At 64.4% G+C, this 24,184-nt stretch carries 18 protein-coding genes; 12 read left to right on the top strand and 6 right to left on the bottom strand.

Translation table 11 applies throughout. The features are described from left to right. Window positions 1–56 precede the first annotated feature (56 nt). Window positions 57–1,295 carry a DNA recombination protein RmuC gene (locus AC1DNG_RS15660; RefSeq protein WP_230008652.1) on the bottom strand — a complete coding sequence of 413 codons (1,239 nt, stop codon included), beginning with the start codon at window positions 1,293–1,295 and terminating at the stop codon, window positions 57–59. A gap of 218 nt (window positions 1,296–1,513) precedes the next feature. Here AC1DNG_RS15660 and ychF point away from each other — a divergent pair, with 218 nt between their 5' ends. Continuing rightward, window positions 1,514–2,599, top strand: coding sequence for a redox-regulated ATPase YchF (gene ychF, locus AC1DNG_RS15655; protein ID WP_028275710.1), 1,086 nt, complete (start codon window positions 1,514–1,516; stop codon window positions 2,597–2,599). A gap of 208 nt (window positions 2,600–2,807) precedes the next feature. Here the strand turns inward: ychF and AC1DNG_RS15650 are convergent, their stop codons facing one another. Further along, a complete protein-coding gene (locus AC1DNG_RS15650) occupies window positions 2,808–3,485 on the bottom strand; it encodes a GNAT family N-acetyltransferase (RefSeq protein ID WP_476887721.1) in 678 nt (225 codons plus the stop codon). 210 nt (window positions 3,486–3,695) lie between these two features. Then, a complete protein-coding gene (locus AC1DNG_RS15645) occupies window positions 3,696–4,199 on the bottom strand; it encodes a DUF4188 domain-containing protein (protein ID WP_230009803.1) in 504 nt (167 codons plus the stop codon). A 55-nt stretch (window positions 4,200–4,254) separates the two neighbouring features. Between AC1DNG_RS15645 and AC1DNG_RS15640 the strand changes: the two genes are divergently transcribed. Then, the gene (locus AC1DNG_RS15640; protein ID WP_476887720.1) at window positions 4,255–4,824 is read left to right on the top strand and encodes a TetR/AcrR family transcriptional regulator; all 570 of its coding nucleotides are present in this window, start codon (window positions 4,255–4,257) and stop codon (window positions 4,822–4,824) included. 909 nt (window positions 4,825–5,733) lie between these two features. On the opposite strand, the gene AC1DNG_RS15635 is transcribed toward AC1DNG_RS15640, so the two are convergent. Beyond that, a complete protein-coding gene (locus AC1DNG_RS15635) occupies window positions 5,734–6,429 on the bottom strand; it encodes an alpha/beta fold hydrolase (protein WP_476850335.1) in 696 nt (231 codons plus the stop codon). Between the two features lie 216 nt (window positions 6,430–6,645). On the opposite strand from AC1DNG_RS15635, the gene AC1DNG_RS15630 reads away from it, so the two are divergent. From AC1DNG_RS15630 to AC1DNG_RS15615, 4 genes are all read left to right on the top strand, one after another. Beyond that, on the top strand, window positions 6,646–7,350 hold the full coding sequence (locus tag AC1DNG_RS15630) for a class I SAM-dependent methyltransferase (RefSeq protein WP_476887719.1): 705 nt from the start codon (window positions 6,646–6,648) through the stop codon (window positions 7,348–7,350). Between the two features lie 427 nt (window positions 7,351–7,777). Further along, the gene (locus AC1DNG_RS15625; protein WP_223913883.1) at window positions 7,778–9,559 is read left to right on the top strand and encodes an ABC transporter family substrate-binding protein; all 1,782 of its coding nucleotides are present in this window, start codon (window positions 7,778–7,780) and stop codon (window positions 9,557–9,559) included. Window positions 9,560–9,738: 179 nt separating this feature from the next. Beyond that, window positions 9,739–11,280, top strand: a complete 1,542-nt coding sequence (locus AC1DNG_RS15620; RefSeq protein WP_476850338.1) for an ABC transporter permease — start codon at window positions 9,739–9,741, stop codon at window positions 11,278–11,280. 26 nt (window positions 11,281–11,306) lie between these two features. Next, a complete protein-coding gene (locus tag AC1DNG_RS15615) occupies window positions 11,307–12,425 on the top strand; it encodes an ABC transporter permease (RefSeq protein ID WP_476850371.1) in 1,119 nt (372 codons plus the stop codon). 24 nt (window positions 12,426–12,449) lie between these two features. Here the strand turns inward: AC1DNG_RS15615 and AC1DNG_RS15610 are convergent, their stop codons facing one another. Then, complete coding sequence (locus AC1DNG_RS15610; RefSeq protein WP_476887718.1) at window positions 12,450–13,079, bottom strand: PH domain-containing protein; 630 nt, start codon at window positions 13,077–13,079, stop codon at window positions 12,450–12,452. Window positions 13,080–13,157: 78 nt separating this feature from the next. On the opposite strand from AC1DNG_RS15610, the gene AC1DNG_RS15605 reads away from it, so the two are divergent. From AC1DNG_RS15605 to AC1DNG_RS15585, 5 genes are all read left to right on the top strand, one after another. After that, window positions 13,158–14,984, top strand: coding sequence for an ABC transporter ATP-binding protein (locus AC1DNG_RS15605; RefSeq protein WP_230007107.1), 1,827 nt, complete (start codon window positions 13,158–13,160; stop codon window positions 14,982–14,984). A gap of 305 nt (window positions 14,985–15,289) precedes the next feature. After that, window positions 15,290–16,930 (top strand): peptide ABC transporter substrate-binding protein, encoded by a 1,641-nt coding sequence (locus tag AC1DNG_RS15600; protein WP_230007108.1) that lies wholly within the window; start codon window positions 15,290–15,292, stop codon window positions 16,928–16,930. Between the two features lie 223 nt (window positions 16,931–17,153). After that, window positions 17,154–18,083, top strand: coding sequence for an ABC transporter permease (locus AC1DNG_RS15595; RefSeq protein ID WP_230007109.1), 930 nt, complete (start codon window positions 17,154–17,156; stop codon window positions 18,081–18,083). Further along, window positions 18,073–19,071 (top strand): ABC transporter permease, encoded by a 999-nt coding sequence (locus AC1DNG_RS15590; RefSeq protein ID WP_230007110.1) that lies wholly within the window; start codon window positions 18,073–18,075, stop codon window positions 19,069–19,071. Before AC1DNG_RS15595 ends, AC1DNG_RS15590 begins: the two co-directional genes overlap by 11 nt. 11 nt (window positions 19,072–19,082) lie before the next feature. After that, a complete protein-coding gene (locus AC1DNG_RS15585; RefSeq protein ID WP_223913888.1) occupies window positions 19,083–20,804 on the top strand; it encodes an ABC transporter ATP-binding protein in 1,722 nt (573 codons plus the stop codon). 216 nt (window positions 20,805–21,020) lie between these two features. On the opposite strand, the gene AC1DNG_RS15580 is transcribed toward AC1DNG_RS15585, so the two are convergent. Beyond that, complete coding sequence (locus AC1DNG_RS15580) at window positions 21,021–21,953, bottom strand: SGNH/GDSL hydrolase family protein (RefSeq protein ID WP_476873781.1); 933 nt, start codon at window positions 21,951–21,953, stop codon at window positions 21,021–21,023. 282 nt (window positions 21,954–22,235) lie between these two features. Here AC1DNG_RS15580 and typA point away from each other — a divergent pair, with 282 nt between their 5' ends. Beyond that, window positions 22,236–24,164, top strand: a complete 1,929-nt coding sequence (gene typA, locus AC1DNG_RS15575) for a translational GTPase TypA (protein ID WP_079550304.1) — start codon at window positions 22,236–22,238, stop codon at window positions 24,162–24,164. Window positions 24,165–24,184 lie beyond the last annotated feature (20 nt).

Below are 24,184 nucleotides of genomic sequence, written 5' to 3'. Positions count from 1 at the left end.
TGGACAGTCCTGGGCATTGGACAGTCCTGGGGTACTGAGACCCAAGCGCAGGGCACCTAGGCCGCGGACTCTTCTGACTCGTCACGGGACTGAAGTTCCGGGGCCGCGACTGCCCGCGGTGTAACTTCGACGGCGGGGGGAGTGGCCAGTCCGGCGGCTTCCAGGGCGTTGAGTTTCCTCGCGGTCGGCAGGACGCGCGCCTCAAGGGTCCCGACCATGGAGTTGTACCGCTCAACCGAGGTCTTCAGCGAGGACCCCAGCTTGGTGACGTTCTCGCCGAGCGTGCCCATCCGGTCGTAGAGCTGCCGGGCGAGCTCGAAGAGTTCCCGGGCGCTGTCCGTCAACACGTCCTGCCGCCACGTGAACGCCACCGACTTCAGCACCGCCAGCAGGGTCCCGGGGGAGGCCAGGACCACGTTCTTGGCCAGTGCGTAGTCCAGCAGGGCCGGGTCGGCCGTGAGGGCGGCGGCCAGGATTGATTCCGCTGGCAGGAAGCAGACCACCAGCTCCGGAGAGTTGCCTGGGATGTCCCAGTACTTCTTGCTGCCCAGCGCGTCCACATGGGCCTTCAGGGCCTTGGCATGGGCGGCGAGGTGCGCCTGCTGGCTGCCGGGCAGCTGCGAGGACTGCTGGCCCGCCTGGGCGGCGCCGAGGTCCTGGGCGGCAAGATACGACGCCAGCGGGACCTTTGCGTCGACCACCAGCTGCTTGTCGCCGGGCAGCTGCACCACGAGGTCGGGCCGGAGGCTGCCGTCCGTGCCGGAGCTGTGGGCCTGCCCGCTGTGGAGCTGTTCGTGGAAGTCCACGTGCCGCAGCATGCCTGCCGCCTCGACCACCCGGCGCAGCTGGACCTCGCCCCACTGGCCGCGGGCGCTGTTGGAGCGCAGAGCGGACTCCAGCGCATGCGTGGACCGCAGCAGCTGCTCATCGGACAGGCGGGCCTCCTGCAGCTGCTGGGCCAGCTGGCCGTACTGCTCCAGCCGGTCGCGTTCGAGCAGGGATACCTGCTGCTGCACGGCAGTGAGCTTTTCTGCCACCGGCGCCAGCGCACGGAGCACACTGCCGTCGTGGTTCCGGGACTCGCCGAGTTCCCGGTTCTGGGCCGCGAGCAGGCGCCTCTCGGCGTCGGCGGCGGCGAACTGGGCGCTGACCTCGGACAGCCGGGCTGACACGCCGTCGAAGTCCTGTTCCACGGCCAGATAGCGCCGGCGCAGCAGGACATAGACGACGGCGGCGCCGGTGACGGCGCCCGTGAGCAGCATGAGCAGGGCGAGAATCAGAGAAAAAGCTTCCATGTCTTCACTGTGACATGCCCCTGTGACAGTTTTGGCTTCGACGCCCGGAACACCCTGGAACACCCTGGAACACTCCGGGATGTACCCGCCGCACCACCCGACAACGCCCCGGGAACACCCCACACCGCCCCGCGCCCGCGCCGGCACCCTGCCGCGCCACAGGCGCAGCCGCAGGCCGCAGCAACGGCCGGCGGCTGGTGCGGGTAGAATATATGCTCGTGGCTCTTACTATTGGCATCGTCGGACTGCCCAACGTCGGCAAATCAACCCTTTTCAACGCACTGACCCGCAACCAGGTCCTCGCGGCGAACTATCCGTTCGCCACGATCGAGCCCAACATCGGCGTCGTGAACCTGCCGGATGCCCGGCTTGAAAAGCTGGCCGGCATCTTCGGCTCCGCGCGCCTGCTGCCCGCCGCCGTGTCCTTCGTGGATATCGCCGGCATCGTCAAGGGCGCCTCCGAGGGCGAGGGCCTCGGCAACCAGTTCCTCGCCAACATCCGTGAGGCCGAGGCCATCGCGCAGGTTGTCCGCGTGTTCGATGACCCGGACGTCATCCACGTCGACGGCAAGGTCGATCCCAGCTCCGACATGGAGACGATCAACACCGAGCTGATCCTGGCCGATCTGCAGACCATCGAAAAGGCCATCCCGCGGATCGAAAAAGAAGTCAAGATCAAGAAGCGGGAGGCCGCCGAACTGGCGGCCATCCTGGCGGCGCAGGCAGTGCTGGAACGCGGCGACACCATCTTCTCGTCCATCAAGAGCGACAAGCTGGAGATGGAGCACCTCAAGGAACTCGGCCTGCTCACGGCCAAACCCTTCATCTATGTCTTCAACTCCGACGAGGGAATCCTCGGCAGTCCGGAGAAGCAGGCGGAACTGCGGGCCCTCGTGGCCCCCGCCGACGCCATCTTCCTGGACGCCAAGCTCGAGTCCGACCTGGTGGAGCTCGACGAGGCAGAAGCCCGCGAGATGCTGGAAATGAACGGCCAGGATGAATCCGGGCTCGACCAGCTCGCCCGGGTTGGCTTCCACACCCTCGGACTGCAGACCTACCTGACGGCCGGCCCCAAGGAAACCCGCGCGTGGACCATCCGCCAGGGCGACACCGCCCCGCAGGCGGCCGGCGTGATCCACTCCGATTTCCAGCGCGGCTTCATCAAGGCCGAGGTCGTCTCCTTCGATGACCTGATCGAGGCCGGTTCCATGGCCGAGGCGAAGGCCCGCGGCAAGGTCCGGATCGAAGGCAAGGAATACATCATGGCCGACGGCGACGTGGTTGAATTTAGATTTAATGTGTAGATTCTTCGCCTGAATCAGTAGAAATGCCGCCCTCCGTGAAAACGTACGAGGGCGGCATTTCTTGTAACAGAATTGATAGTCGTAGCTTCAAGGACCTTCGGACGGAGTCCGGGTGCATAGGAAATTTCGGGCTTTTTCCTCGGATACCCAATGACCTGCGACTCCAACGCGAGGCGATGCGGGTCTTTCCCTTACCTGCGCTCACGAGTCATTTCACAGCTAACCCCTTGATGCCGACCGGGGAGGGGGCCATTTCGGTCGTTTCCTTATGGCCCGATTCCGTCGGAGGCAGATCCGGTACGCTCCGTGGACCTGCAGTCCACTCCCGGTCCAGTATTCCGAAGACGAACTCACTTCCCCACGTACCTTTGAAAAAGACGTTTTCGTGGAAGTAGGCTTCCCTCCGCATTCCCACCCTGTCAAGAAGCCGGGCCGCAGAATCGTTGAGCGCGTCGGTGACAGCTAGTACGCGGTGGAGATGCAACTGCTCGAAGGCGTAGCCGAGGAGCCCCAGAACCGCCTCACGGCCATACCCGTGCCCCTGGTGCTCGGGCGCTAGCGTAAATCCCAATTCCGCCTCGCTCTTTTCAGTGTCGTTCACCTTTAATGCAACATCGCCGATGAGAATGCCGTCGGCACGTCTTTCGAGGGCGAACTGGTACCACTCTCCCGGTATGCCGGGCTGGATGTTTTGCATCGAGTTGATGAGGGTGCGACCTTGTTCAAGGGTGTAATTGCTCCAGCTTTGGTACCGCTCGACCTGGGGCTGGGCGCGATAGGCGGCAAAGGCTTCTGCATCTGCCGGATGGAATGGGCGGGCATGAAGGCGCGGTGTTTCGAAATGGGCGACAGCGGGTCCTGTTTCGGGGCCGTTGAAAGTCGGCATTTAGTTTCTTCTCCTCGTAGGAACTTTGGATTTGTTTCGGGAGTGCTGCGGCCCGTTCGCACGGTGGTGAGGCTTGCTGCGCCGGGTTCACCGGAAGCGTGCCGGGTCGCCGTCCGTGGCGGAGAATCGCGGCGATGACTCCAATCAACAGGCTCTGCCTTCACTATTGGCCGGGGACCTTGCACAGTGAGAAACTGCAATCTAGACGGCTCATTCGGACAGACGCCAACTTACCTCGTCTGCCTCCAAGCGCTGGCGTGCGGTGTTCAGTCCCGCTCCCACTGGTACGTGACCGGTAGCGGCTGCCAGCCCGAAGACCGGCATATCGCTATACACGCTTTCCCTGCCACCGGGCATCGTCTCGTAGGTTTCGTGCCATACGCCGATGTCGCCAGTACCGGCGGATTCGCGCATGAATCGGCGCCAGGGCTCAAGGTGCGGCGCCGACCGGTCGGCCGCGAACCGCTGCAGATGCTCCGGGCTCCTCCAGTAGCTGACCATGATGGTCGTCCGCCCGAACCATTGCTGGTAGCCCAACAATCCAGCCTCCGGCGTCTTGGCCAGGTGGGCAAGCATCCTGGGCATGGCCGCCCCCACCCTTGCCACTTTCCCGAATTTCCACCACCGGTTGGCGCGCATCCCAATCAGGAAGATTGTCACCGGGCCGCCTCCGGGATCGGCAGTGAAACGTCCTGCGTGCACTTGCTCCGACATGGGCTTCTCCTATTCATAACGCTGTTACAGAACAGTGTTATGCAATACTTGTCCTATGGCAAGACCCATAGTCCACGATGAGACCCTGCGTCGCAGGCTGCTCGACACCGCAGCCTCCCTCATCGCCCGCGACGGCGCCGCCTCCTTATCGCTGCGCAGTATTGCCGCTACCGCTGGGACGTCGACGACGGCGGTGTATTCGCTCTTCGGGGGCAAGGCGGAGCTGTTGACTGCCGTGCTCGACGATGGCTTCGCTTCCTTTGCTGCCTCCCAACAAGAGGTCGCCGCTGCCGGCCTCGAAGCATTGGGCCGGGCTTACCGAACTTGGGCACTGGAGCATCCGATCCTCTACGGCCTGATGTTCGGCGGCTCACTGGCCGGCCTGGTGCCGTGTCGGCCGACGCCGGGTGCCACTGAGCCGTCGATCGCGCCGCTGTTCGCCGCGGTTGCCGCAGCGCTGCCCGGAGCAGCGGATGACGAGATCGCCTCGATGGTCGCCGTCGTGTGGGGCCAAGTCCACGGGCTGGTGTCACTGGAGCTGGCCGGTGCACCGGCTGCTGGCTGGATCTGGGATGTGGCCTATGATGCCGCTATCAGCCAGATTGGCCGCTCGCTGCGACGCTAGGGAACATTAGTCCTCAAGCAGCCGGCGGACCATGGGGTCGCAGTAGCCGTCGAAATCCGGATCTCGTGATGGTCGACCAGTATGTTCGTCAGCGTACCCCCTGTTCTACAACGGGTTGTTTGGTGACGGAACGTGGTGGAGTTCCGCTTTAACGTCTGAGTCAGCTCCGGTACCTCCCGGGAATCCTCGGCCGAAGTGTTGGGGAACTTAACGTTCTTCCGAGACGGTGATTGTTCCCGAGGCGGTGGCGGCTCGGAGTGCGCTAGCCTGAACGGCGTGGACCGCATAGACATGGATGACGCTGCAACGCTCGTGACCCTGCTGCATGATGGGAGGCGCTCCTCGTCGCTCCGTGCGCTGCTGCCGGGGTGGGACATGCTGCAGGCCGACGTCCCTTCCCGGGAACGGGTAGAGACGGCAATAGCGGTCCTGGTCGGTTCCAGCCTTGCTGAGGTCGACTCATCCTGGGGGATGCGGCTCACGGAGCAGGGCGTGCAGCTCAGGCGGTCCGTGAAAGGTGCTCGGGGGACGCGGGAGATCCCGGGGGCAATCAGCGATCTGCTGGTAGGACGCCAGTTGAGCCGTGCAACGCTGAGTCTTCCTCACGAGGTCTTTGATGCGGCGCGCGAGGACTATCTGGACGCGGCCCAACGCAGGGCTGAGCGCCGATCGCGACATCGCTGGTGGTGGCCCGACCCATCCAGGCCCCGTCCAAGGAAGCCGCCATCCTCGACCTCCTGAGAAGCACGAACGGCCACCCGTGACGTTGTTCGACTGCGGAACGTCGTGGAGTTCCGCTTCAACGTCTGGTTTCTGATCTCCCTGAGGCCAAAAGCGATAGCCGCAAAGAACACGTGTTCTTGGCGGCTATCGCTTTTGCGAGCGGGTGAGGGCTTCACGGACAGTTGGCTATGTGGCGGACTCAAGCCAGGAGCTAACGGCGTCCCGTGCGGCGGCGGGCTGCTCATGGAACAGGAAGTGGCCGGCACCCTCGACGACGGTGAACCGGGCCGTGGGCAGCGCTTCTGCCATTTCTTCCGCAGCGTTCAGAGGGATGAGGCGGTCCTGGGCTCCGTGGATGATCGCTGTCGGGCAGGCGATGGACGGCAGAATCGAGCGAAGATCGGCGCGCTGCACGACTGCCTGCTGCTGTCGGAGAAAGGCTTCTGCACCGACTGGGCTGGTCATGGAGCGCCAAGTGGCTAGGAGTGCATCGTCGGATTCGTTGTCTGCCGCGACGACGCCAGGGAAGGCGGCGTCGACAAGAGCGTCGAAATGCCCGCCTTCAACGAGCGCGGACTGGCGCGCCCGCGCTTGGAGCTGCTCCGCGGAGTCGGCTCGGGCGGACGTGCTTACGAGTGCGAGAGCGGTGACGCGATCGGGCGCCTGGCGGATGACTTCGAGGGCGACGTACCCTCCCATGCTTGTTCCGAGAACAGCAATGTCGCCGACGTTCTCGCGGAGGATCCGTTCGGCCATGGCCGCAATGGTGTCGTCGTGCCGGGTGTCGGCCAAAGTGACTTGCCCGCGCGTCCAGACGGTGTCGATCACCGGGGCGTAAGCGAGCGGAGAGCAGAGCAGAGGCGGTATCAGGACAATATTCACGTTCTCAGTCTTGCTGCACCTGCCGACAATAAACTATCGACGCAGGCGTTCTGGCTCACGGTAATCATTTCGACCACCAGAACAGACCAACCGCGTTGATCCAACACACGAAACCGAATCTGTTATCAACGGGCGATGCTTACGGGCTTTACGGCCACGTTGTTAGGATCGGGCCGACCCTACTGACCATGAGCGTTTACCCGAGAGCGAGGATCCGTGAAAGCCGACCATTATGACAGTTTTGCCGAGAGCTACTCGGCGGAAAACGAGTCCAGCCTCCTCAACGCCTACTACGAGCGGCCGGCGATGATTGGCCTCGCCGGCGACGTCGACGGCCACCGGGTCCTGGATGCAGGGTGCGGCTCCGGGCCCCTGTCCGCGGCACTGAGCGCGAAGGGCGCGATCATGACGGGATTCGATTCCAGTCCTGCGATGCTCGAACTGGCAAGACAGCGACTTGGCGGAACCGCGGATCTATACTTGGCCGACCTCAGCAAGCCGCTGCCTTTCGCGGATGGCGCCTTCGACGACGTTGTCTCGTCTTTGGTTCTGCACTACCTGGAGGACTGGTCAGCGCCGCTTGGCGAACTGCGGCGCGTGCTGAAGCCGGGCGGTCGCCTGATCCTGTCGGTCAACCACCCCACCGTCAGCGTGATCACCCAACCAGCCGAGGACTACTTCGCCATCCGGCAGTACTCGGAGGATTACGAGTTCGATGGCGAGCCTGCGGTTCTGACCTTCTGGCACCGACCACTTCACGCGATGATCAACGCCTTCACATCGGCGGGATACCGCGTCGCCACCGTGAGCGAACCAGGGCCATCTCCAAACACACCGCACGAACTCCTTCCGCCGCGCATCCTCACCGGCGAGAAGACAGCGTTCCTGTCCTTCATCTTCTTCGTCCTCGAAGCCGGCTGATGGCAGCTGAGGAACGTGAGGACACGAGCCGCCGCCGTCTCAGTTCACGCCAACGACCTGTCGCGATGGTCAGCCGTGATGAGAAGGAGGCTCTCCGCCGCCGCTCAGCGCGGTAATTCTGCCAAGTAATTAAGGATTAACTGGAGGGCCCCGATTCTCGGATTGGGGCTTTTTCTGTGTGCGGCGCTTTTATCCTTTTGTTACGCCGCCGTCAACGTTTTGTGGGAAAGCTGGCCCTGTGGAACCTGCCCAATGTTGCAGCTCCATAACGAACTTTACGGTGAGTCAACTTTGGTGGCTCCGGACGGTCTTTGGGGTTACGCTTCATGCCATGTGAGACGGGCCACACTGCCGCTGGGGGAGTGTGGACGTCTGTCTGGCGCCTTCGGCGCCGGTCTCACCCACACCACAGAAACAAGGAGGCGGAATGCGCTTGGGTCGTATTTCCAAAGCAGTGGGCGTGGCGGCAGCAGCTGCCATCGCCCTCAGCGCCTGCGCGGGCAACAGTGGCGGGACAACCCCGACCACTGCGGCGGCAGCAAGCAAGCAAGGCGGATCGGCAACTGTAGTAGAGGTCAACGCGTTTAATACGTTCAACCCGAACACGGCCGATGGAAACACTGACATCAATTCAAAGGTCAGCTACGCCACGCACTCGGGCTTCTTCTACATCGACAACAAGCTCAACGTTGTCCGCAATGAGAAGTTCGGCAAGATGGAAAAGGTCTCTGACGATCCGCTGACGGTGAAGTACACCATCAACGACGGCGTGAAGTGGTCCGACGGCACTCCTGTTACCGCAGCCGACCTTGTGCTGCAGTGGGCCGCCTTCTCCGGTTACTACAACGACGCCGACGCGGAAGGTAAGACCGGAACGTCCTACTTCTCCTACGCCGGTGACCCCACCGGTATCGCCCTCACCGACTTCCCGGAACTCGGTGACGACGGCCGCAGCATGACGCTGAAGTACTCCAAGCCCTTCGCGGACTGGGAAATCGCCATCGGCGGCCCCGGCGTCGACATCCCCGCCCACGTCCTGGCCAAGAAGGCAGGCCTGGCGGACACCAAGGCGTTCATTGACCTGCTGAAGGGCATGCCCCGCGGCGATTCCAAGGCCCCCAAGCCGGCGAACGCCCAGCTCAAGGCTATGGCGGACCTGTGGAACACCGGCTTTGACACCAAGACCCTGCCGGCCGATCCGAGCCTTTACCTCTCCAACGGTCCGTTCATCGTCAAGAGCGTCAACCAGGACCAGTCCCTGACCATGGTCAAGAACAAGGACTACAAGTGGGGACCGGAAGCCAATCTGGACGAAATCACCGTCCGCTACATCGGTGAGGCACCCGCCCAGGTCCAGGCTCTCAAGAACGGCGAGGCCGACATCATCGCCCCGCAGGCATCCGCGGACACCGTGGAGCAGCTCAAGGCACTCGAAAGCCAGGGCGTGACGGTCGACGTCGGCAACCAGCTCGCGTACGACCACATCGACCTGAACTACTCGGGCCCGTTTGCCGACAAGAACGTCCGCGAGGCGTTCATGAAGGCCGTCCCGCGTACGGACATCGTCGACAAGATCGTCAAGAAGCTGGACCCGAAGGCTGCGCCGCTTGACTCCCAGCTGTTCGTTCCGGACCAGGCCCCGTACGCCGACTCGGCCAAGAACAATGGTTCCTCCGCCTACCAGGGTGTGGACATCGAGGGTGCCAAGAAGCTCCTCAACGGCGCCACCCCCGAAGTTCGCATCATGTACAACAAGGACAACCCCAACCGTGTTGACGCTTTCTCCCTGATCAGCGAGTCCGCCACCAAGGCCGGCTTCAAGATCGTCGACGGCGGCCTCGGCAAGTCTGACTGGGGCAAGGCCCTCGGTGACGGCAGCTACGATGCCACCATCTTTGGCTGGAGCAACTCGGGTGTCGGCGTGTCCGGCGTTCCGCAGATCTTCAAGTCCGGCAACGACTCCAACTTCAACCAGTTCAGCGACCCCGCAGCCGACAAGCTAATGGACGAACTGATTGTCACCACCGACAAGAGCAAGCAGGACGGCCTCGTTGCGCAGATCGACAAGATGATCTGGGATTCGGCCTACGGCCTGCCGCTGTTCCAGTCGGTTGGCGTGGACGCGTACAGCGACCGCATCACCGGTGTGAAGTACATGCCGAACCAGACCGGCGTTTGGTGGAACTTCTGGGAATGGGCGCAGAAGTAGCCCGCGACCCCAAGTAACACTGCTGGAAAGGCGTCGGGACCACAGCTTCTTCGGTCCCGGCGCCTTTCTGGCGACATCCCTGACGATGCCGTGGTCCCGCCGCCACATCGGCGGGAACCGGCCAAACTCCGCGACCGGTCCGGGCAATCCCTGGGCCCGAATTCCGAGGTTCTATTCCAATGGTGACCTACATCTTCCGGCGGCTCGTGACTGCCGCCCTCATCCTTCTCGGTGCGTCTTACCTCGTATATCTCCTGACAGCGGCGTCCGGCGATCCCCTCGAGGAATTCCGCGCCAACCCCACGCCCCAGAAGCAGCAGCTCATGGACGCGAGGACCGAGCTCTTGCAGCTGGACACCCCGGCCCCGCTGCGGTACTTCAAATGGTTCGGCGGCGCTGTCCAGTGCCTCGTTCCGTTCGCCAACTCCTGTGACCTCGGGAAAAACATCGCCGGTCAGCCCATCACCGAGGCCCTCGGCTTCGCGCTCGTCCAGACCCTGACCCTCGTCACCGCGGCAACGGTGCTCGCCATCCTGATCGGCATCACCCTGGGCATCGTCACCGCCCTCCGGCAGTACAGCACCCTGGATTACGGCGTGACGTTCATGGCCTTCCTGTTCTTCTCACTGCCGATCTTCTGGGTCGCCGTCCTGCTCAAGGAATTCGGCGCCATCGGCTTCAACGACTTCCTGCGGAACCCCGACGTGCCGCTGCCCGCGGCCCTCGGGATCGGCGTCGTCGTCGGCGCAGTGACAGCCGTCGCGGCGGGCGGGACCATGCGGCGCCGGCTGCTGGCCGGCGCCGTCGCCTTCGCCTTCGTCACCGCGGTGCTCATTTACTTCTCCGCCACCGAATGGTTCAAGACCCCGGGCATGGGCCCCGTGGTCATCGCCATCGCCGGTGTCGGCATCGCGTTCGCCGTGACCCTGCTCTCCGCCGGGCTGAAAAACCGCAAGGCCCTGCAGTCGGCCCTCATCGCCGTCGGCGTCGGAGTCGTGCTCTACTTCCTCCTTCAGCCGCTGCTCAACGAGGCTACGTTCCTGATGATCGTGCTCCTGGCGGTCGCCTTCGTCCTGATCGGCATGGGCATCGGCTACCTGGTGGGCGGCTACGACCGCGGGCAGTCCATGCGGGCGGCAGCCATCACCTCGTTCCTGGTCGGCTTCCTGATCCTGCTGGACCGGTACATGCAGGCGTGGCCCAGCTACTTCAACAACAGCCGTGTGCGCGGCCGGCCGATCGCCACCATCGGTGCCAGCACGCCGAACATCCAGGGCGACTTCTGGGTCCTGAGCCTTGACTCCTTCACCCACCTGATCCTGCCCACCCTGGCCCTGATCCTCATTTCACTGGCCAGCTACACCCGCTTCACCCGGGCCTCGATGCTCGAAATCATGAACATGGACTACATCCGCACGGCCCGGGCCAAAGGCCTGAGCGAGCGGACCGTCATCATGCGCCACGCCTTCCGCAACGCCCTGATCCCGATCGCCACGATCGTGGCCTTCGACATTGGGGCGCTGATCGGCGGTGCCGTCATCACCGAAACCGTCTTCTCGGTCCGCGGCATGGGCTTCCTGTTCCTGGATGGGATCGCGCACACCGATCCCAACCCGGTCATGGGCGTCTTCATCTGCGTGGCCATCACGGCCATGGTCTTCAACCTCATCGCGGACCTCGCCTACTCCGCACTGGATCCGCGCGTAAGGGTAAAAGCATGAGCCAGCCAAGTCAGCAGGAAGTAATCATGGCCGAAGACGAAGCCTCGCGGATATCAGCCGCGGCCGGCGTTGAGCCGGTCCTTGAGGCCAAGGGTCTCAGCCAGGGCCAGATCGTCCGGAAGCGTTTCCTCGGACACTCCGGCGCCATTATCGGCCTCGTGGTGTTCGCCTTCATATTCATCCTGGCCTTCACCTCGGTGGGTTACCTGGGAATCCCCGGCTGGTGGAAGTACTCCCACACGCAAGTCTCGCCACTGGTCAACGGCGGCGCACCGACCTCCTCGCTGTGGCCGCTGGCCTGGGGCGAACATCCGTTCGGCCAGGACCGGATCGGCCGCGACCTCTTCGCCATGACCATGCGCGGCGCACAGCAGTCCATCACCATCATGATCGTGATCGGCCTCATCGCCGGCCTGATCGGCGTCGTGGTCGGTGCCATCTCCGGGTACTTCCGCGGCTGGTCCGAGGCCATCCTGATGCGCCTGACCGACGTCATCATCATCATTCCGGCCCTGTTGCTGGCCGCCGTCATGGCCGCCCTCGCCGGCCGCCGGGACCAGGGGAGCTGGTTCGCCTCCTTCGCCAGCACCAACGGCGTCCTGGCCCTCGGAATCTTCCTTGGCCTGATCAGCTGGGTCGCCCTGGCCCGACTGATGCGCGGCGAATTCCTTTCCCTGCGCGAACGCGAGTTCGTGGATGCGGCCCGGATTTCAGGCGCCAGCAACGCCAGGATCATCTTCAAGCACATCCTGCCCAACGCCGTCGGCGTGCTGATCGTGAACGTGACCCTGACCATGTCCGCTGCGATCCTCACCGAAACGGCGCTGAGCTACCTCGGCGTCGGCGTCAAGGCCCCGGACACGTCACTGGGCCTGCTCATCTCCCAGAACCAGCAGGCCTTCGCCACACGGCCCTGGCTCTTCTGGTTCCCGGGCATGTTCATCGTGCTCATCTGCCTCAGCATCAACTTCATCGGCGACGGCCTGAGGGACGCCTTTGACCCACGGCAGAAGAAGTTCAATGCCAAGAAGGCGGCCGATCATGGGGGTGCCGCGGTGCAGGCAGGTACCGTCACCGGACTTGGCGCCTCGGCGCCTGAGGATCCCCGCAACGACGGGCCGGCTGACGGAACACGGGGCCAGTAGATGCCGGCCCCCTGCAGGACCGCTCTAACCGGCGGTAATCGCCAGGTAGCTTGCCGCCAGGAGCAGTACGACGGCGCCAATCGCCACCCAGCGGACGGTCACCGTTGCCGCGGTGCTGGCGGCGTCGCCGGCGGCGAGCTGCCCGCCTTCCACGAGGTCATGCCACCGGGCCCGCACCAGCATGGCAGCCTGCCCGGAGTCCGTGGTCTTCAGATCTCCCGGACGGACCGACTTGCCGGGACCGTAGGTGGTTGCCGGCAGGCCGTGGAGGTCCTCCGGGCGGGCATGGCGGCCGCCCCAGATGCCGGGGGCCGGCGCGGCCCAGGAGGTGTAGCTCTTCCGGGCGGTGACCAGCGTCAGCGCAAAACGGGTATCGACGTGCACCAGCGCTGCCCACGGCACCTCAATCGAGCGGAACGGATTCTCCAGGGTGACGCCGGCATCGTGGACTACAACGGACGGCATCCAGAACAGTTGCCAGCCCATGAGGGCAATGAAGGCCAGCGGGGCGATGCCGCCCAGCGCCCCCGGACCCGCCATGACGACCGTGACCACGACACCGAACGCGGCCACCGCCCAGGACAGCAACGCGAACCACTTGTTGGTTCGTGCTTTGAAGACTTCAACATTTCCGGCGTGCGGCGTAGAGCTCATGCCCCCAATAATTCAGTATTCCGAGCCGCAGCACTAATCCCCGGTGCACCGGCGGCCCGGGCGGAAGGATAGCCCATCATGACTGACTTCATCACCCTCGATCCGCCGGCGTCACCTGTGCCTGGCAAAGGCGAACCTGTCCTGGAGGTCCGGGATCTCAGCGTGGATTTCGGCGTGGACAAGAAATGGGTCCCGGCAGCGATCGGCCTGAACTACGAGGTCCGGGCCGGCGAAGTGCTCGCCATCGTGGGGGAGTCCGGCTCCGGAAAGAGCGCCAGTTCGATGGCGCTGCTGGGCCTGCTGCCGAGTAACAGCCGTGTGACAGGAAGTGTCAAGCTTGCCGGCCGTGAGCTGCTGGGGAGCAATGAGGCCAATATCCGCGCGGTGCGCGGCAAGGACGTCGCGGTGATCTTCCAGGAGCCGATGACGGCCCTGAACCCGGTGTACACCGTGGGGTCGCAGATCGTCGAAACTGTGCGTCTGCACAATGAAGTTTCCCCGGAAGAAGCCCGGCTCCGGGCCCTGCGCATGCTGGAACTTGTCGAACTGCCCGATCCGGAGAAGGCCTTCCGGTCTTACCCGCACCAGCTTTCCGGCGGCCAGCGCCAGCGCGCCATGATCGCGCAGTCGCTCTCCTGCGACCCGAAGCTGCTCATTGCCGATGAGCCGACCACGGCCCTCGACGTGACCGTCCAGGCCGAAATCCTTGACCTCATGCGCAACCTGCGGAACAAACTGGACAGCGCCATTGTGCTCATCACCCACGACATGGGAGTGGTGGCCGACCTCGCCGACCGGATCGCCGTCATGCGCAAGGGCCTGATCGTGGAGACGGGCACGGCAGCGCAGATCTTCCACAACCCGCAGCACGAGTACACCAAGGCGCTGCTGGCTGCGGTCCCACACCTGGGCCAGGGCGGCGCGGATTCCACGGCGGACGTGGATGTCACCGCCGCCCTCGCGGCCGCGACCCACGTCGAGATCCTCTCCATTCCTGAAGACGAGCTGATCCGGCGCGAGCGCGAAAACGCCGCCGCCCTGGCCGCGGCCGAAGCGGCCAAGCCGAAGGGCGAGCCGGTCCTGGAGCTCACCGATGTCGCCATCGAGTACCCGAAGCAGGGCCGGGTGCCGGCCTTCCGTGCCGTGGAAGGGGCCAACCTGGTCATCTATCCCGGACAGGTGGTCGGTCTCGTCGGCGAGTCCGGCTCCGGAAAGACCACCATCGGCCGGGCCGCCGTCGGCCTGCTGCCGGTGGCGGCAGGCACCATGCGGGTAGTCGGGCAGGACATTTCCGCCGCCAAGAGGAACGGCCGGCAGCTCCACGAGATGCGCCGGCATGTCGGCATGGTGTTCCAGGATCCGTCGTCGTCCCTGAACCCCCGGCTGCCCATCGGGGAAAGCATCGGGGAGCCGATGTTCCTGGCACGGGCCGCGAAGGGCGCCGACCTGCAGCGGCGGATTGAGGCGCTGCTGGACCAGGTCGAGCTGCCGCGCGACTACCGCAACCGCTACCCGCACGAGCTCTCCGGCGGGCAGAAGCAGCGCGTGGGGATCGCGCGGGCCCTCTCGCTCAAGCCCAAGCTGATGGTCGCCGACGAGCCCACCTCCGCCCTCGACGTCTCAGTCCAGGCCAAGGTGCTCGATCTCTTCCAGAACCTGCAGAAGGAACTGGGGTTCGCCTGCCTCTTCGTCACCCATGACCTCGCGGTGGTGGACGTGCTCGCGGACCGGATATGTGTCATGCAGCGCGGCAGGATCGTGGAGCAGGGGACCCGCGACCAGATCCTCCGCAATCCCCAGGAGCCCTACACCCAGCGGCTTTTGGCGGCGGTTCCGCTGCCGGATCCGGACAAGCAGCGCGAGCGCCGCGAACTGCGCGCGCAGCTGCTGTCAGGGGCCAGCTGAGGCTTGCCTGGAGGGGGTCGGAACAGGGGCCAAAACCGGTAGATTCCAGTTAAGGGCGAGTAACCCAGGTCACACCGCGGGCGAATACTACCAGCCGGTAGCGTGTGACTTGAAATACACTCCGCTTGACGTTACTCGTCATGAGATTGTCGGATCACGGTTTGGCAACAGAGTTCCAACATTTGGACGGTTTAGGGCTAGGCTACTTCCATATGTAGGCCACGTCACAGGGGATACCCCTGTGCCTGCTTACGGGGAAGCATAAGTTTTTCCCTCACGAACTCCCACAACTCATAGGAGGCGGAATGCGTTTTTCGCGCACTTCCAAAGCACTGGGCATGGTGGCTATCGCCGCCCTCGCCCTGACCGGATGCGGTGCCAGCGGCTCCGCAACCGGTAGCGGCAGTACCGGCGGCGACACCAGCAAAGTGATCCTCGCCGACGGCTCCGAACCCCAGCGTCCCCTCATGCCCGCCGACACCAACGAAGTCGGCGGTGGCAAGGTCATCGACATGATCTTCGCGGGTCTGGTCAGCTACGACCCCAGCGGCAAGCCGGTCAACGAACTCGCCGAGTCCATCGAGGGCAAGGACGGCCAGCACTTCACCATCAAGGTCAAGAAGGACCAGAAGTTCACGAACGGCGAGGCCATCACGGCCAAGTCCTTCGTCGATTCCTGGAACTTCGGCGCCGCAGCCAAGAACGCCCAGCTCAGCGGTGGCTTCTTCGAAAGCATCAAGGGCTACGACGAAGCCAGCGCAGAGGGCTCCACGGTTGAGACCATGTCCGGCCTGAAGGTCGTTGACGACCAGACGTTCACCGTCGAACTGAAGCAGCCGGAATCTGACTGGCCGCTTCGCCTTGGCTACACCGCGTTTGTTCCGGTTCCCTCCGGTGCCCTGAAGGACCCGAAGGGCTTCGGCGAGAAGCCGGTCGGCAACGGCCCGTACAAGCTCGCGGACGGCGGCTGGCAGCACAACGTGCAGATCCAGCTCGTTCCGAACCCGGACTACAACGGCCCGCGCAAGGCCAAGAACGCCGGCGTGACGTTCAAGATCTACCAGAACGACGACTCGGCGTACCAGGACCTGATGTCCAACAACCTGGACATCCTGCAGACCATCCCGACCAGCGCGCTGAAGAACTTCAAGTCTGACCTCGGCGACCGCACCATCAACAAGCCGTACGCCGGCAACCAGACCATCGCCATCCCGGAATACCTGCCGGAATGGAGCGGCGACGCCGGCAAGCTCCGCCGCCAGGCGATCTCCATGGCGATCAACCGCGAAGAGATCACCAAGGTGATCTTCAACGGTGCACGCCAGCCCGCCAAGGACTTCACGGCACCCGTGCTTGACGGCTACAGCGACTCGATCGCCGGAGCCGAGAACCTGACTTTCAACGCCGACAAGGCCAAGGAAGCCTGGGCCAAGGCTGACGCCATCCAGAAGTGGGACGCGAACAAGACGTTCACCATTGCCTACAACGCCGACAAGGGCGGACACAAGGCCTGGGTTGAGGCAGTAGTCAACCAGCTCAAGAACACGCTCGGCATCAAGGTTGAAGGCAAGCCGTACGCCACCTTCAAGGAAGCCCGCAACGACGCCACCGCCAAGACCCTCACCGGCTCCATCCGTGCCGGCTGGCAGGCAGACTACCCGTCGCTGTACAACTTCCTCGGCCCGATCTACAAGACCGGTGCCGGCTCCAACGACGCCAGCTACGCCAACCCGACGTTCGACAAGGCCATCTCCGACGGCCTGAACGCCGCGTCGGTCAGCGACGGCAACAAGGCCATGAACAAGGCCCAGGAGATCCTCCTGACGGACCTGCCGGCCATCCCCCTGTGGTACCAGGTTGCCCAGGGCGGCTGGAGCGACAAGGTCACCAACGTCGACTACGGCTGGGACGGCGTCCCGCTGTACTACAACGTAACCGGTAAGTAACAACAAAACGACGGCGGGGGCCGCCCATACTGGGGCCTCCGCCGTCGTCGTGTTTCCCCTCCATTTATTTTCTTGATGCCCGGCTCTTTCGGGCGAACTTTTCGCAGCCCTGCCGCCGTGAGCAAACCGGCGCCGGCCTGCATCCATAGTGAAAAGGTTCTTTGATGAACAACTCCGCCGCATCCCTGGACAGGATGCCTGCCAACGAGGGTGTGACTCGCTGATGTCGACATACATCCTCAAGCGTTTCCTGCAACTGATTCCCGTCTTCCTGGGCGCAACACTGCTGGTCTATTTCCTGGTCTTCAGCCTGCCCGGTGACCCCATCGTGGCCCTGTTCGGCGACAAGCCGGTGAACGAGGCGGTCGCAGCCAAGCTGCGCATGCAGTACCACCTTGACCAGCCGTTCTGGATGCAATACCTGCTTTACCTCAAGAGCATCTTCACGTTCGACCTCGGCCAGGACTTCTCCGGACGCCCCATCGCCGCCGTGCTCGGCGAGGTCTTCCCCGTCACGGCGCGGCTGGCCATCATGGCGCTGATCTTCGAGGCCTTTTTCGGCATCATCTTCGGCCTCATCGCCGGCCTGCGCAAGGGCAAGCTCTTTGACGCCACGGTCCTGATCTTTTCGCTGATCGTAATCGGCATCCCGATCTTCGTCCTCGGCTTCCTGCTGCAGTTCACCATCGGAGTCCAGCTCGGCTGGGCCAAACCGACCGTCAGCTCCGCGGCGACCATCCCGGACCTCATCCTGCCGGCGATCGTGCTGGGACTGGGATCGTTTGCCTATGTCCTGCGCCTGACCCGCACGTCCGTCATCGAAAACATGAACGCCGACTATGTGCGCACCGCCACCGCCAAGGGCCTCTCCCGGTTCCAGGTGGTCCGCGTCCACATCCTGCGCAACTCCCTGATTCCCGTCATTACCTTCCTGGGCGCCGACCTCGGTGCCTTGATGGGCGGGGCAATCGTCACGGAAGGAATCTTCAACGTTCCGGGCGTAGGCAACCGGCTCTACCGGGCCGTGTTGTCCGGCGAAGGGCCCACGGTGGTCTCGATCGTCACCGTCCTGGTGCTGATCTACTGCCTCTCCAACCTGCTCGTTGACCTGCTTTACGGCTGGCTTGACCCGAGGATCCGTTATGACTCCTGATAACACCACCACCACCGCACGGCACGCCGATTCGCGCCGCCCGGCCCGCCGGACCGTGCACTTCGTGGCCGATGTCTCCGAGACTCCGCTCCAGGTAACGGACCGGGTCAAGGACGAAGCCGCACCGCTAAGCCTGTGGGGTGAGGCCTGGAAGAACCTGCGCAAGCAGCCGCTCTTCATCATCTCCGTGTTCCTGATCCTGGTGGTCGTGGCGGTGTCGCTCTTCCCGGGGCTCTTCTCGCCGATCGACCCGACCTCGGAGGCCTGTCAGCTGGCCAACTCCGACGCCGGCCCCGCCGCGGGCCACCCGCTGGGCTTCACCCAGTTGGGCTGCGACGTCTACGCCCGCGTTATCTTCGGTACGCGGTCCTCGGTGACCGTGGGCCTGTTGACCACCATCGGCGTGCTGCTGATCGGTGGCATCATGGGTGCCGTCGCCGGCTATTACGGCGGCTGGATCGACTCGGTCCTGGCCCGCATCAATGACATCTTCTTCGCCCTTCCCCTGATCCTGGGCGCGATCGTGCTGATGCAGCTGCCGATGTTCCGGGCTAACAAGACCGTGTGGACGCTGGTGCTCATCCTGATCATCTTCGGCTGGCCGCAGATTGCCCGCATCACCCGCGGCGCCGTCGTTGAGGTCCGGAACGCCGACTTCGTCACGGCCGCCCGCTCGCTGGGCGTCTCGAAGTTCGGCGCCCTCATGCGCCACGTCCTGCCGAACTCGCTGGCCCCGATCATCGTCGTGGCCACCATCTCCCTGGGAACGTTCATCGTGGCCGAGTCCACGCTGTCCTTCCTCGGCATCGGGCTGCCGGCCAGCGTCATGTCCTGGGGCAATGACATCGACGCGGCGAAGGCCTCCCTCCGGTCCAACCCGATGCCACTGATCTACCCGGCCATCGCGCTGTCCATCACCGTCCTGAGCTTCATCATGCTGGGCGATGCCCTGCGTGATGCCCTCGATCCCAAAGCCCGCAAGCGATGAAAGGGGACACCATGAGCGCCTCTGTTGACTTCCAGGAAGCTGAGTACGCCACTGAGCGCCCGCTGCTTGAAATCAAGGACCTGGCCATCGGGTTCACCACCAGCAACGGCGAGGTCAACGCCGTCCGCAACGCCCACCTCACCGTCATGCCGGGCGAAACCGTCGCGATTGTGGGCGAGTCGGGCTCCGGCAAGTCCACCACCGCGCTGGCTGCTATCGGCCTGCTCCCGGGCAACGGGCGGGTCGCGGCAGGCCAGATCCTGTTCGATGGCGAGGACATCTCCAACGCCAGCGAAAAGCGGATGATCGAACTGCGCGGCAACAGCATCGGCATGGTCCCGCAGGACCCGATGTCCAACCTGAACCCGGTGTGGAAGATCGGCGACCAGGTCCGCGAGACGCTGAAGGCCAACGGACTCCCGAGCGGCCCCGACGACGTCGCCAAGGTCCTTTCCCAGGCCGGGCTGCCCGACGCCGGAAGCCGCGCCAAGCAGTACCCCCACGAGTTCTCCGGCGGCATGCGCCAGCGCGCGCTGATCGCGATCGGGCTCGCCTGCCAGCCGCGCCTGCTCATCGCGGACGAGCCGACCTCGGCGCTCGACGTGACCGTGCAGCGCCAGATCCTCGATCACCTGGACAAGATGACCACGGAACTGGGCACCGCGGTGCTGCTGATCACGCACGACCTCGGCCTCGCCGCCGAGCGTGCTGATCAGGTGGTGGTCATGTACCGCGGCCAGGTTGTCGAATCCGGACCCTCGCTGGAGCTGCTGCAGAACCCGCAGCACCCGTACACCCAGCGGCTGGTCGCCTCGGCGCCGTCGCTGGCGTCCCGGCGCATCCAGGCGGCCAAGGAACTCGGCGTGGAAACCGACGACATGCTCGCCCCGAGCGAGACCGGCGTGGTTGAGCCGGCCAAGTCCGACGACGTCCTGCAGATCCAGAACCTCAGGAAGGTCTTCAAGCTGCGTTCGGGCCTGGGCAAGTCCACGGACTTCACCGCCGTCGACGACATCTCCTTCAACGTCAAGCGGGGAACCACGACGGCGATCGTGGGGGAGTCGGGTTCCGGCAAGTCCACGGTGGCGCAGATGGTCCTGAACCTCCTGACGCCGACCTCCGGCAAGATCATCTTCGACGGCGTGGACACCTCCACGCTGAACAGCAAAGAGCTCTTCGCCTTCAGGCGCCGGGTACAGCCGATCTTCCAGGACCCGTACGGTTCCCTGGACCCGATGTACAACATCTTCCGGACCATCGAGGAACCGCTGCGGACCCACAAGATCGGGGACAAGGCCAGCCGCGAGAAGAAGGTCCGGGAATTGCTGGACCAGGTGGCGCTGCCGCAGTCCACCATGCAGCGATACCCCAACGAGCTCTCCGGCGGCCAGCGCCAGCGGGTCGCGATCGCCCGTGCCCTGGCCCTGGACCCCGAAGTGATCATCTGCGACGAGGCCGTCTCGGCACTGGATGTGCTGGTGCAGGCGCAGGTGCTGAACCTGCTCGCCGAACTGCAGTCCCGGCTCGGCCTGACCTACCTGTTCATCACCCACGACCTCGCGGTGGTCCGGCAGATCGCCGACCGCGTGTGCGTCATGGAGAAGGGCAAGCTGGTGGAAACAGGCTCGACGGACGACGTCTTCGAGTCGCCGCAGCAGGACTACACCCGGGCGCTGCTCAACGCCATCCCCGGCGCCGGCCTCATGCTGCCGCCGGAAATGGACGTGGCCTGAGCGGCCGCTTCCTGAGGGCTTGAAGAAGTCCGCCGCCAGCAGCGCTTAGCGGCTGGCAGTACAGGAGCCGGTGTCCTCCCTTCGGGGCGGACACCGGCTCCTTTGTTGTGCTGTGGCCCGTGCGCCGGCGGTGCCTGCGCCGGTGGCGCGGCGCTGGCAGTGCCTGCGCCGGTGGCCAGGCGCTGGCGGTGCCTGCGCCGGTGGGACAAGCCTGCGTTAGTGGGATAAGCCGGCGAGCATGCCGGGGTCGGCATAGTCAAACCCCAGGGACTGCAGCCGCTGGCCGAAAACGGCGCCCAGGGCCGCGTGGCCCTGCCGGTTCAGGTGGACCCGGTCCGCCATCGAGCCCGTCAGGTTGTACCGGGTGAGCCAGTCGCCTGCGCTGACGAACGACAGCCCGTGATGGTCCGCCACCCGCCCCAAAAGCGCGTCCACCTCGCTCCGGCGTCCTCCGCCGTAGTGGGCGCCGCGCCCGAGTGTGCCGACCATGAGTATCCGGGCAGCGGGGTAACGCTGCTGGATGCTGGCGATCAGCCGTTCCGCGTTGGAGACGATCTGCGCATCGGAGGCGCCGCGTGCGGCATCGTTCCCGCCGCCTTCGATCACCACGAGGGGAGGAGTGCCGTACGGGAGTTTCCAGTCGCCGCGCTGAAGCGCGTCGATGTAGTTGCCGGTCTTGCCGTTGGACGCCACGAAACCGGTGCCGCCCCGGCCACAGAAGAAGACTTTGTACCCAGCAGCGGCCAGACCCTGCCTGGGCCAGCCGTAGGAAGGTTCCGATTGCGAGTCGCCAATCAGCACGGCGACATTGCTGGTGTCCTTGACGATGATCTCGTTGCGGCCGTTGGCAGGATTGCGGTAGGTCGAGCCGCTCGGCAGTGCGGCGGGGTCGATGGTGGACCCGATGCGCGTCTTCGCCGCGGACCCGGCCGCGACCGGGACTCCGGCGCCAACGGCCGCTCCGGCCCCGCTGCCGGTCAGTGGCGTACCCACAGCTCCCAACTCTGATGATCCAGCGTCGGAAGAGCCCACTTCGGAAGAGCCCGCGTCGGGCGCAGGTGAATAAGAGGTCTGTCCGCAGCCGCCAAGAACCACGCCGGTGGCGATCATCATTGCGACGAAGCGGGACAGGGCCGAGGCGTTTCGCATGAATGTCTCCGGGCTTGCTTGCTGCTATCAGAGCAATGATGGTGCATGGGCGCTGGAAAATCCAGTGACTTTACTCACACGTGATAGACCATTTCCGTGCGCCCGTCCTGCTCTGGCGACAGCGCGGACGCTGGTCACCGATCCGCATTTTAGGCCAATAAATGACCTAGCGTTTAGAATGGTAGTAGGTGCCCTGTGCCAAAGGGACTTATCTGTCGTGCGTTCCGGTTGGAAATGTCGCGATACCACAGCTGACTTCACCACTGAATCGAGCAATAACGCATGTCTGAAACCACCACCAACACCGCGGTAGCCACTGCATCGCGCAGTGACCTGCGCAACGTCGCGATCGTGGCCCACGTTGACCACGGCAAGACCACGCTGGTCGACGCCATGCTCAAGCAGACCAACTCCTTTGCCGAGCACAACCACCTCGAAGACCGCGTCATGGACTCCGGTGACCTGGAACGCGAAAAGGGCATCACCATCCTGGCCAAGAACACCACGGTGGCCTACAACGGACCGTCCTCCAACGGCGAAACCATCACCATCAACGTCATCGACACCCCCGGCCACGCCGACTTCGGTGGCGAGGTGGAGCGCGGCCTGTCCATGGTCGACGGCGTCGTCCTCCTCGTCGATGCCTCTGAGGGCCCGCTGCCCCAGACCCGCTTCGTGCTGCGTAAGGCCCTCGCCGCGCACCTGCCGGTGATCCTCCTGGTCAACAAGACCGACCGCCCCGACGCGCGGATCGAAGAAGTTGTCCACGAATCCATGGACCTGCTCCTGGGCCTGGCCTCCGACCTCGCCGACGAAGTTCCGGACCTCGACCTGGACAAGATCCTGAACGTGCCGGTTGTTTACGCCGCCGCCAAGGTCGGCCGCGCCTCCCTCGAGCAGCCCGCCGACGGCAGCGCCCCGGAAAACGAAGACCTCGAGCCGCTCTTCCGGGCCATCATCGAGCACATCCCGGCCCCGACCTACAACCCGAACGGTGTCCTGCAGGCACACGTCACCAACCTGGACGCCTCACCGTTCCTGGGCCGCCTGGCGCTGCTGCGCATCTACAACGGCACCCTGCGCAAGGGCCAGACCGTGGCCTGGGCACGCGCCAATGGCGAGCTCAAGAACGTCAAGATCACCGAACTTCTCGCGACCAAGGCACTGGACCGCGTCCCGGCTGAGTCCGCTGGCCCGGGCGAGATCGTCGCCGTCGCCGGCATCGAGGAGATCACCATCGGTGAGACCCTGACCGACGCCGAGAACCCGCAGCCGCTGCCGCTGATCACTGTTGACGACCCGGCCATCTCCATGACCATCGGTATCAACACCTCCCCGCTGGCCGGCAAGGTCAAGGGCGCCAAGGTCACGGCCCGCCAGGTCAAGGACCGCCTCGACAAGGAACTGATCGGTAACGTCTCCATCAAGGTTCTCCCCACCGAGCGTCCCGACGCCTGGGAAGTCCAGGGCCGTGGCGAGCTTGCACTGGCCATCCTGGTCGAGCAGATGCGCCGCGAAGGCTTTGAGCTGACCGTCGGCAAGCCGCAGGTGGTTACCAAGACCGTCGACGGCAAGGTCCACGAGCCGATGGAACACATGACCATCGACGTGCCCGAAGAGTACCTCGGCGCCGTCACCCAGCTGATGGCAGCCCGCAAGGGCCGCATGACCAACATGGCCAACCACGGCACCGGCTGGTGCCGCATGGAGTTCATCGTTCCGGCCCGCGGCCTGATCGGGTTCCGCACCAAGTTCCTCACGGACACCCGCGGCGCCGGCATCGCCGCCTCCATCTCCGAAGGCTACGAGCCGTGGGCCGGCCCCATCGAATACCGCACCAACGGTTCGATGATCGCCGACCGCGCCGGTGTTGTGACCCCGTTCGCCATGATCAACCTGCAGGAACGCGGATCCTTCTTCGTCAAGCCCACCTCCGAGGTGTACGAGGGCATGATCGTGGGCGAGAACTCCCGCGCCGACGACATGGACGTGAACATCACGAAGGAAAAGAAGCTCACCAACATGCGTGCAGCTTCCTCGGACACCTTCGAGAACCTGACGCCCCCGCGCGACCTGACCCTTGAAGAGTCCCTCGAATTCGCCCGCGAAGACGAGTGCGTTGAGGTTACCCCGGATTCAATCCGTATCCGCAAGGTCATCCTGGACACCAACGAGCGTGCCAAGGCCAACCGCGCCCGCGCCAAGGTCTGATCCCGGTCTCCGGGCTTTAG

It is taken from the genome of Arthrobacter sp. 01T425 (assembly GCF_056398725.1).
This window is presented reverse-complemented; position numbering and strand designations above follow the sequence as displayed.

Excerpts from the sequence above, each read along its gene's own strand:
- AC1DNG_RS15660 (WP_230008652.1), bottom strand. The coding sequence starts at position 1,295 with ATGGAAGCTTTTTCTCTGATTCTCGCCCTGCTCATGCTGCTCACGGGC.
- AC1DNG_RS15650 (WP_476887721.1), bottom strand. The coding sequence starts at position 3,485 with ATGCCGACTTTCAACGGCCCCGAAACAGGACCCGCTGTCGCCCATTTC.
- AC1DNG_RS15645 (WP_230009803.1), bottom strand. The coding sequence starts at position 4,199 with ATGTCGGAGCAAGTGCACGCAGGACGTTTCACTGCCGATCCCGGAGGC.
- AC1DNG_RS15640 (WP_476887720.1), top strand. The coding sequence starts at position 4,255 with ATGGCAAGACCCATAGTCCACGATGAGACCCTGCGTCGCAGGCTGCTC.
- AC1DNG_RS15625 (WP_223913883.1), top strand. The coding sequence starts at position 7,778 with ATGCGCTTGGGTCGTATTTCCAAAGCAGTGGGCGTGGCGGCAGCAGCT.
- AC1DNG_RS15620 (WP_476850338.1), top strand. The coding sequence starts at position 9,739 with ATGGTGACCTACATCTTCCGGCGGCTCGTGACTGCCGCCCTCATCCTT.
- AC1DNG_RS15615 (WP_476850371.1), top strand. The coding sequence starts at position 11,307 with ATGGCCGAAGACGAAGCCTCGCGGATATCAGCCGCGGCCGGCGTTGAG.
- AC1DNG_RS15610 (WP_476887718.1), bottom strand. The coding sequence starts at position 13,079 with ATGAGCTCTACGCCGCACGCCGGAAATGTTGAAGTCTTCAAAGCACGA.
- AC1DNG_RS15605 (WP_230007107.1), top strand. The coding sequence starts at position 13,158 with ATGACTGACTTCATCACCCTCGATCCGCCGGCGTCACCTGTGCCTGGC.
- AC1DNG_RS15600 (WP_230007108.1), top strand. The coding sequence starts at position 15,290 with ATGCGTTTTTCGCGCACTTCCAAAGCACTGGGCATGGTGGCTATCGCC.
- AC1DNG_RS15595 (WP_230007109.1), top strand. The coding sequence starts at position 17,154 with ATGTCGACATACATCCTCAAGCGTTTCCTGCAACTGATTCCCGTCTTC.
- AC1DNG_RS15590 (WP_230007110.1), top strand. The coding sequence starts at position 18,073 with ATGACTCCTGATAACACCACCACCACCGCACGGCACGCCGATTCGCGC.
- AC1DNG_RS15585 (WP_223913888.1), top strand. The coding sequence starts at position 19,083 with ATGAGCGCCTCTGTTGACTTCCAGGAAGCTGAGTACGCCACTGAGCGC.
- AC1DNG_RS15580 (WP_476873781.1), bottom strand. The coding sequence starts at position 21,953 with ATGCGAAACGCCTCGGCCCTGTCCCGCTTCGTCGCAATGATGATCGCC.
- typA (WP_079550304.1), top strand. The coding sequence starts at position 22,236 with ATGTCTGAAACCACCACCAACACCGCGGTAGCCACTGCATCGCGCAGT.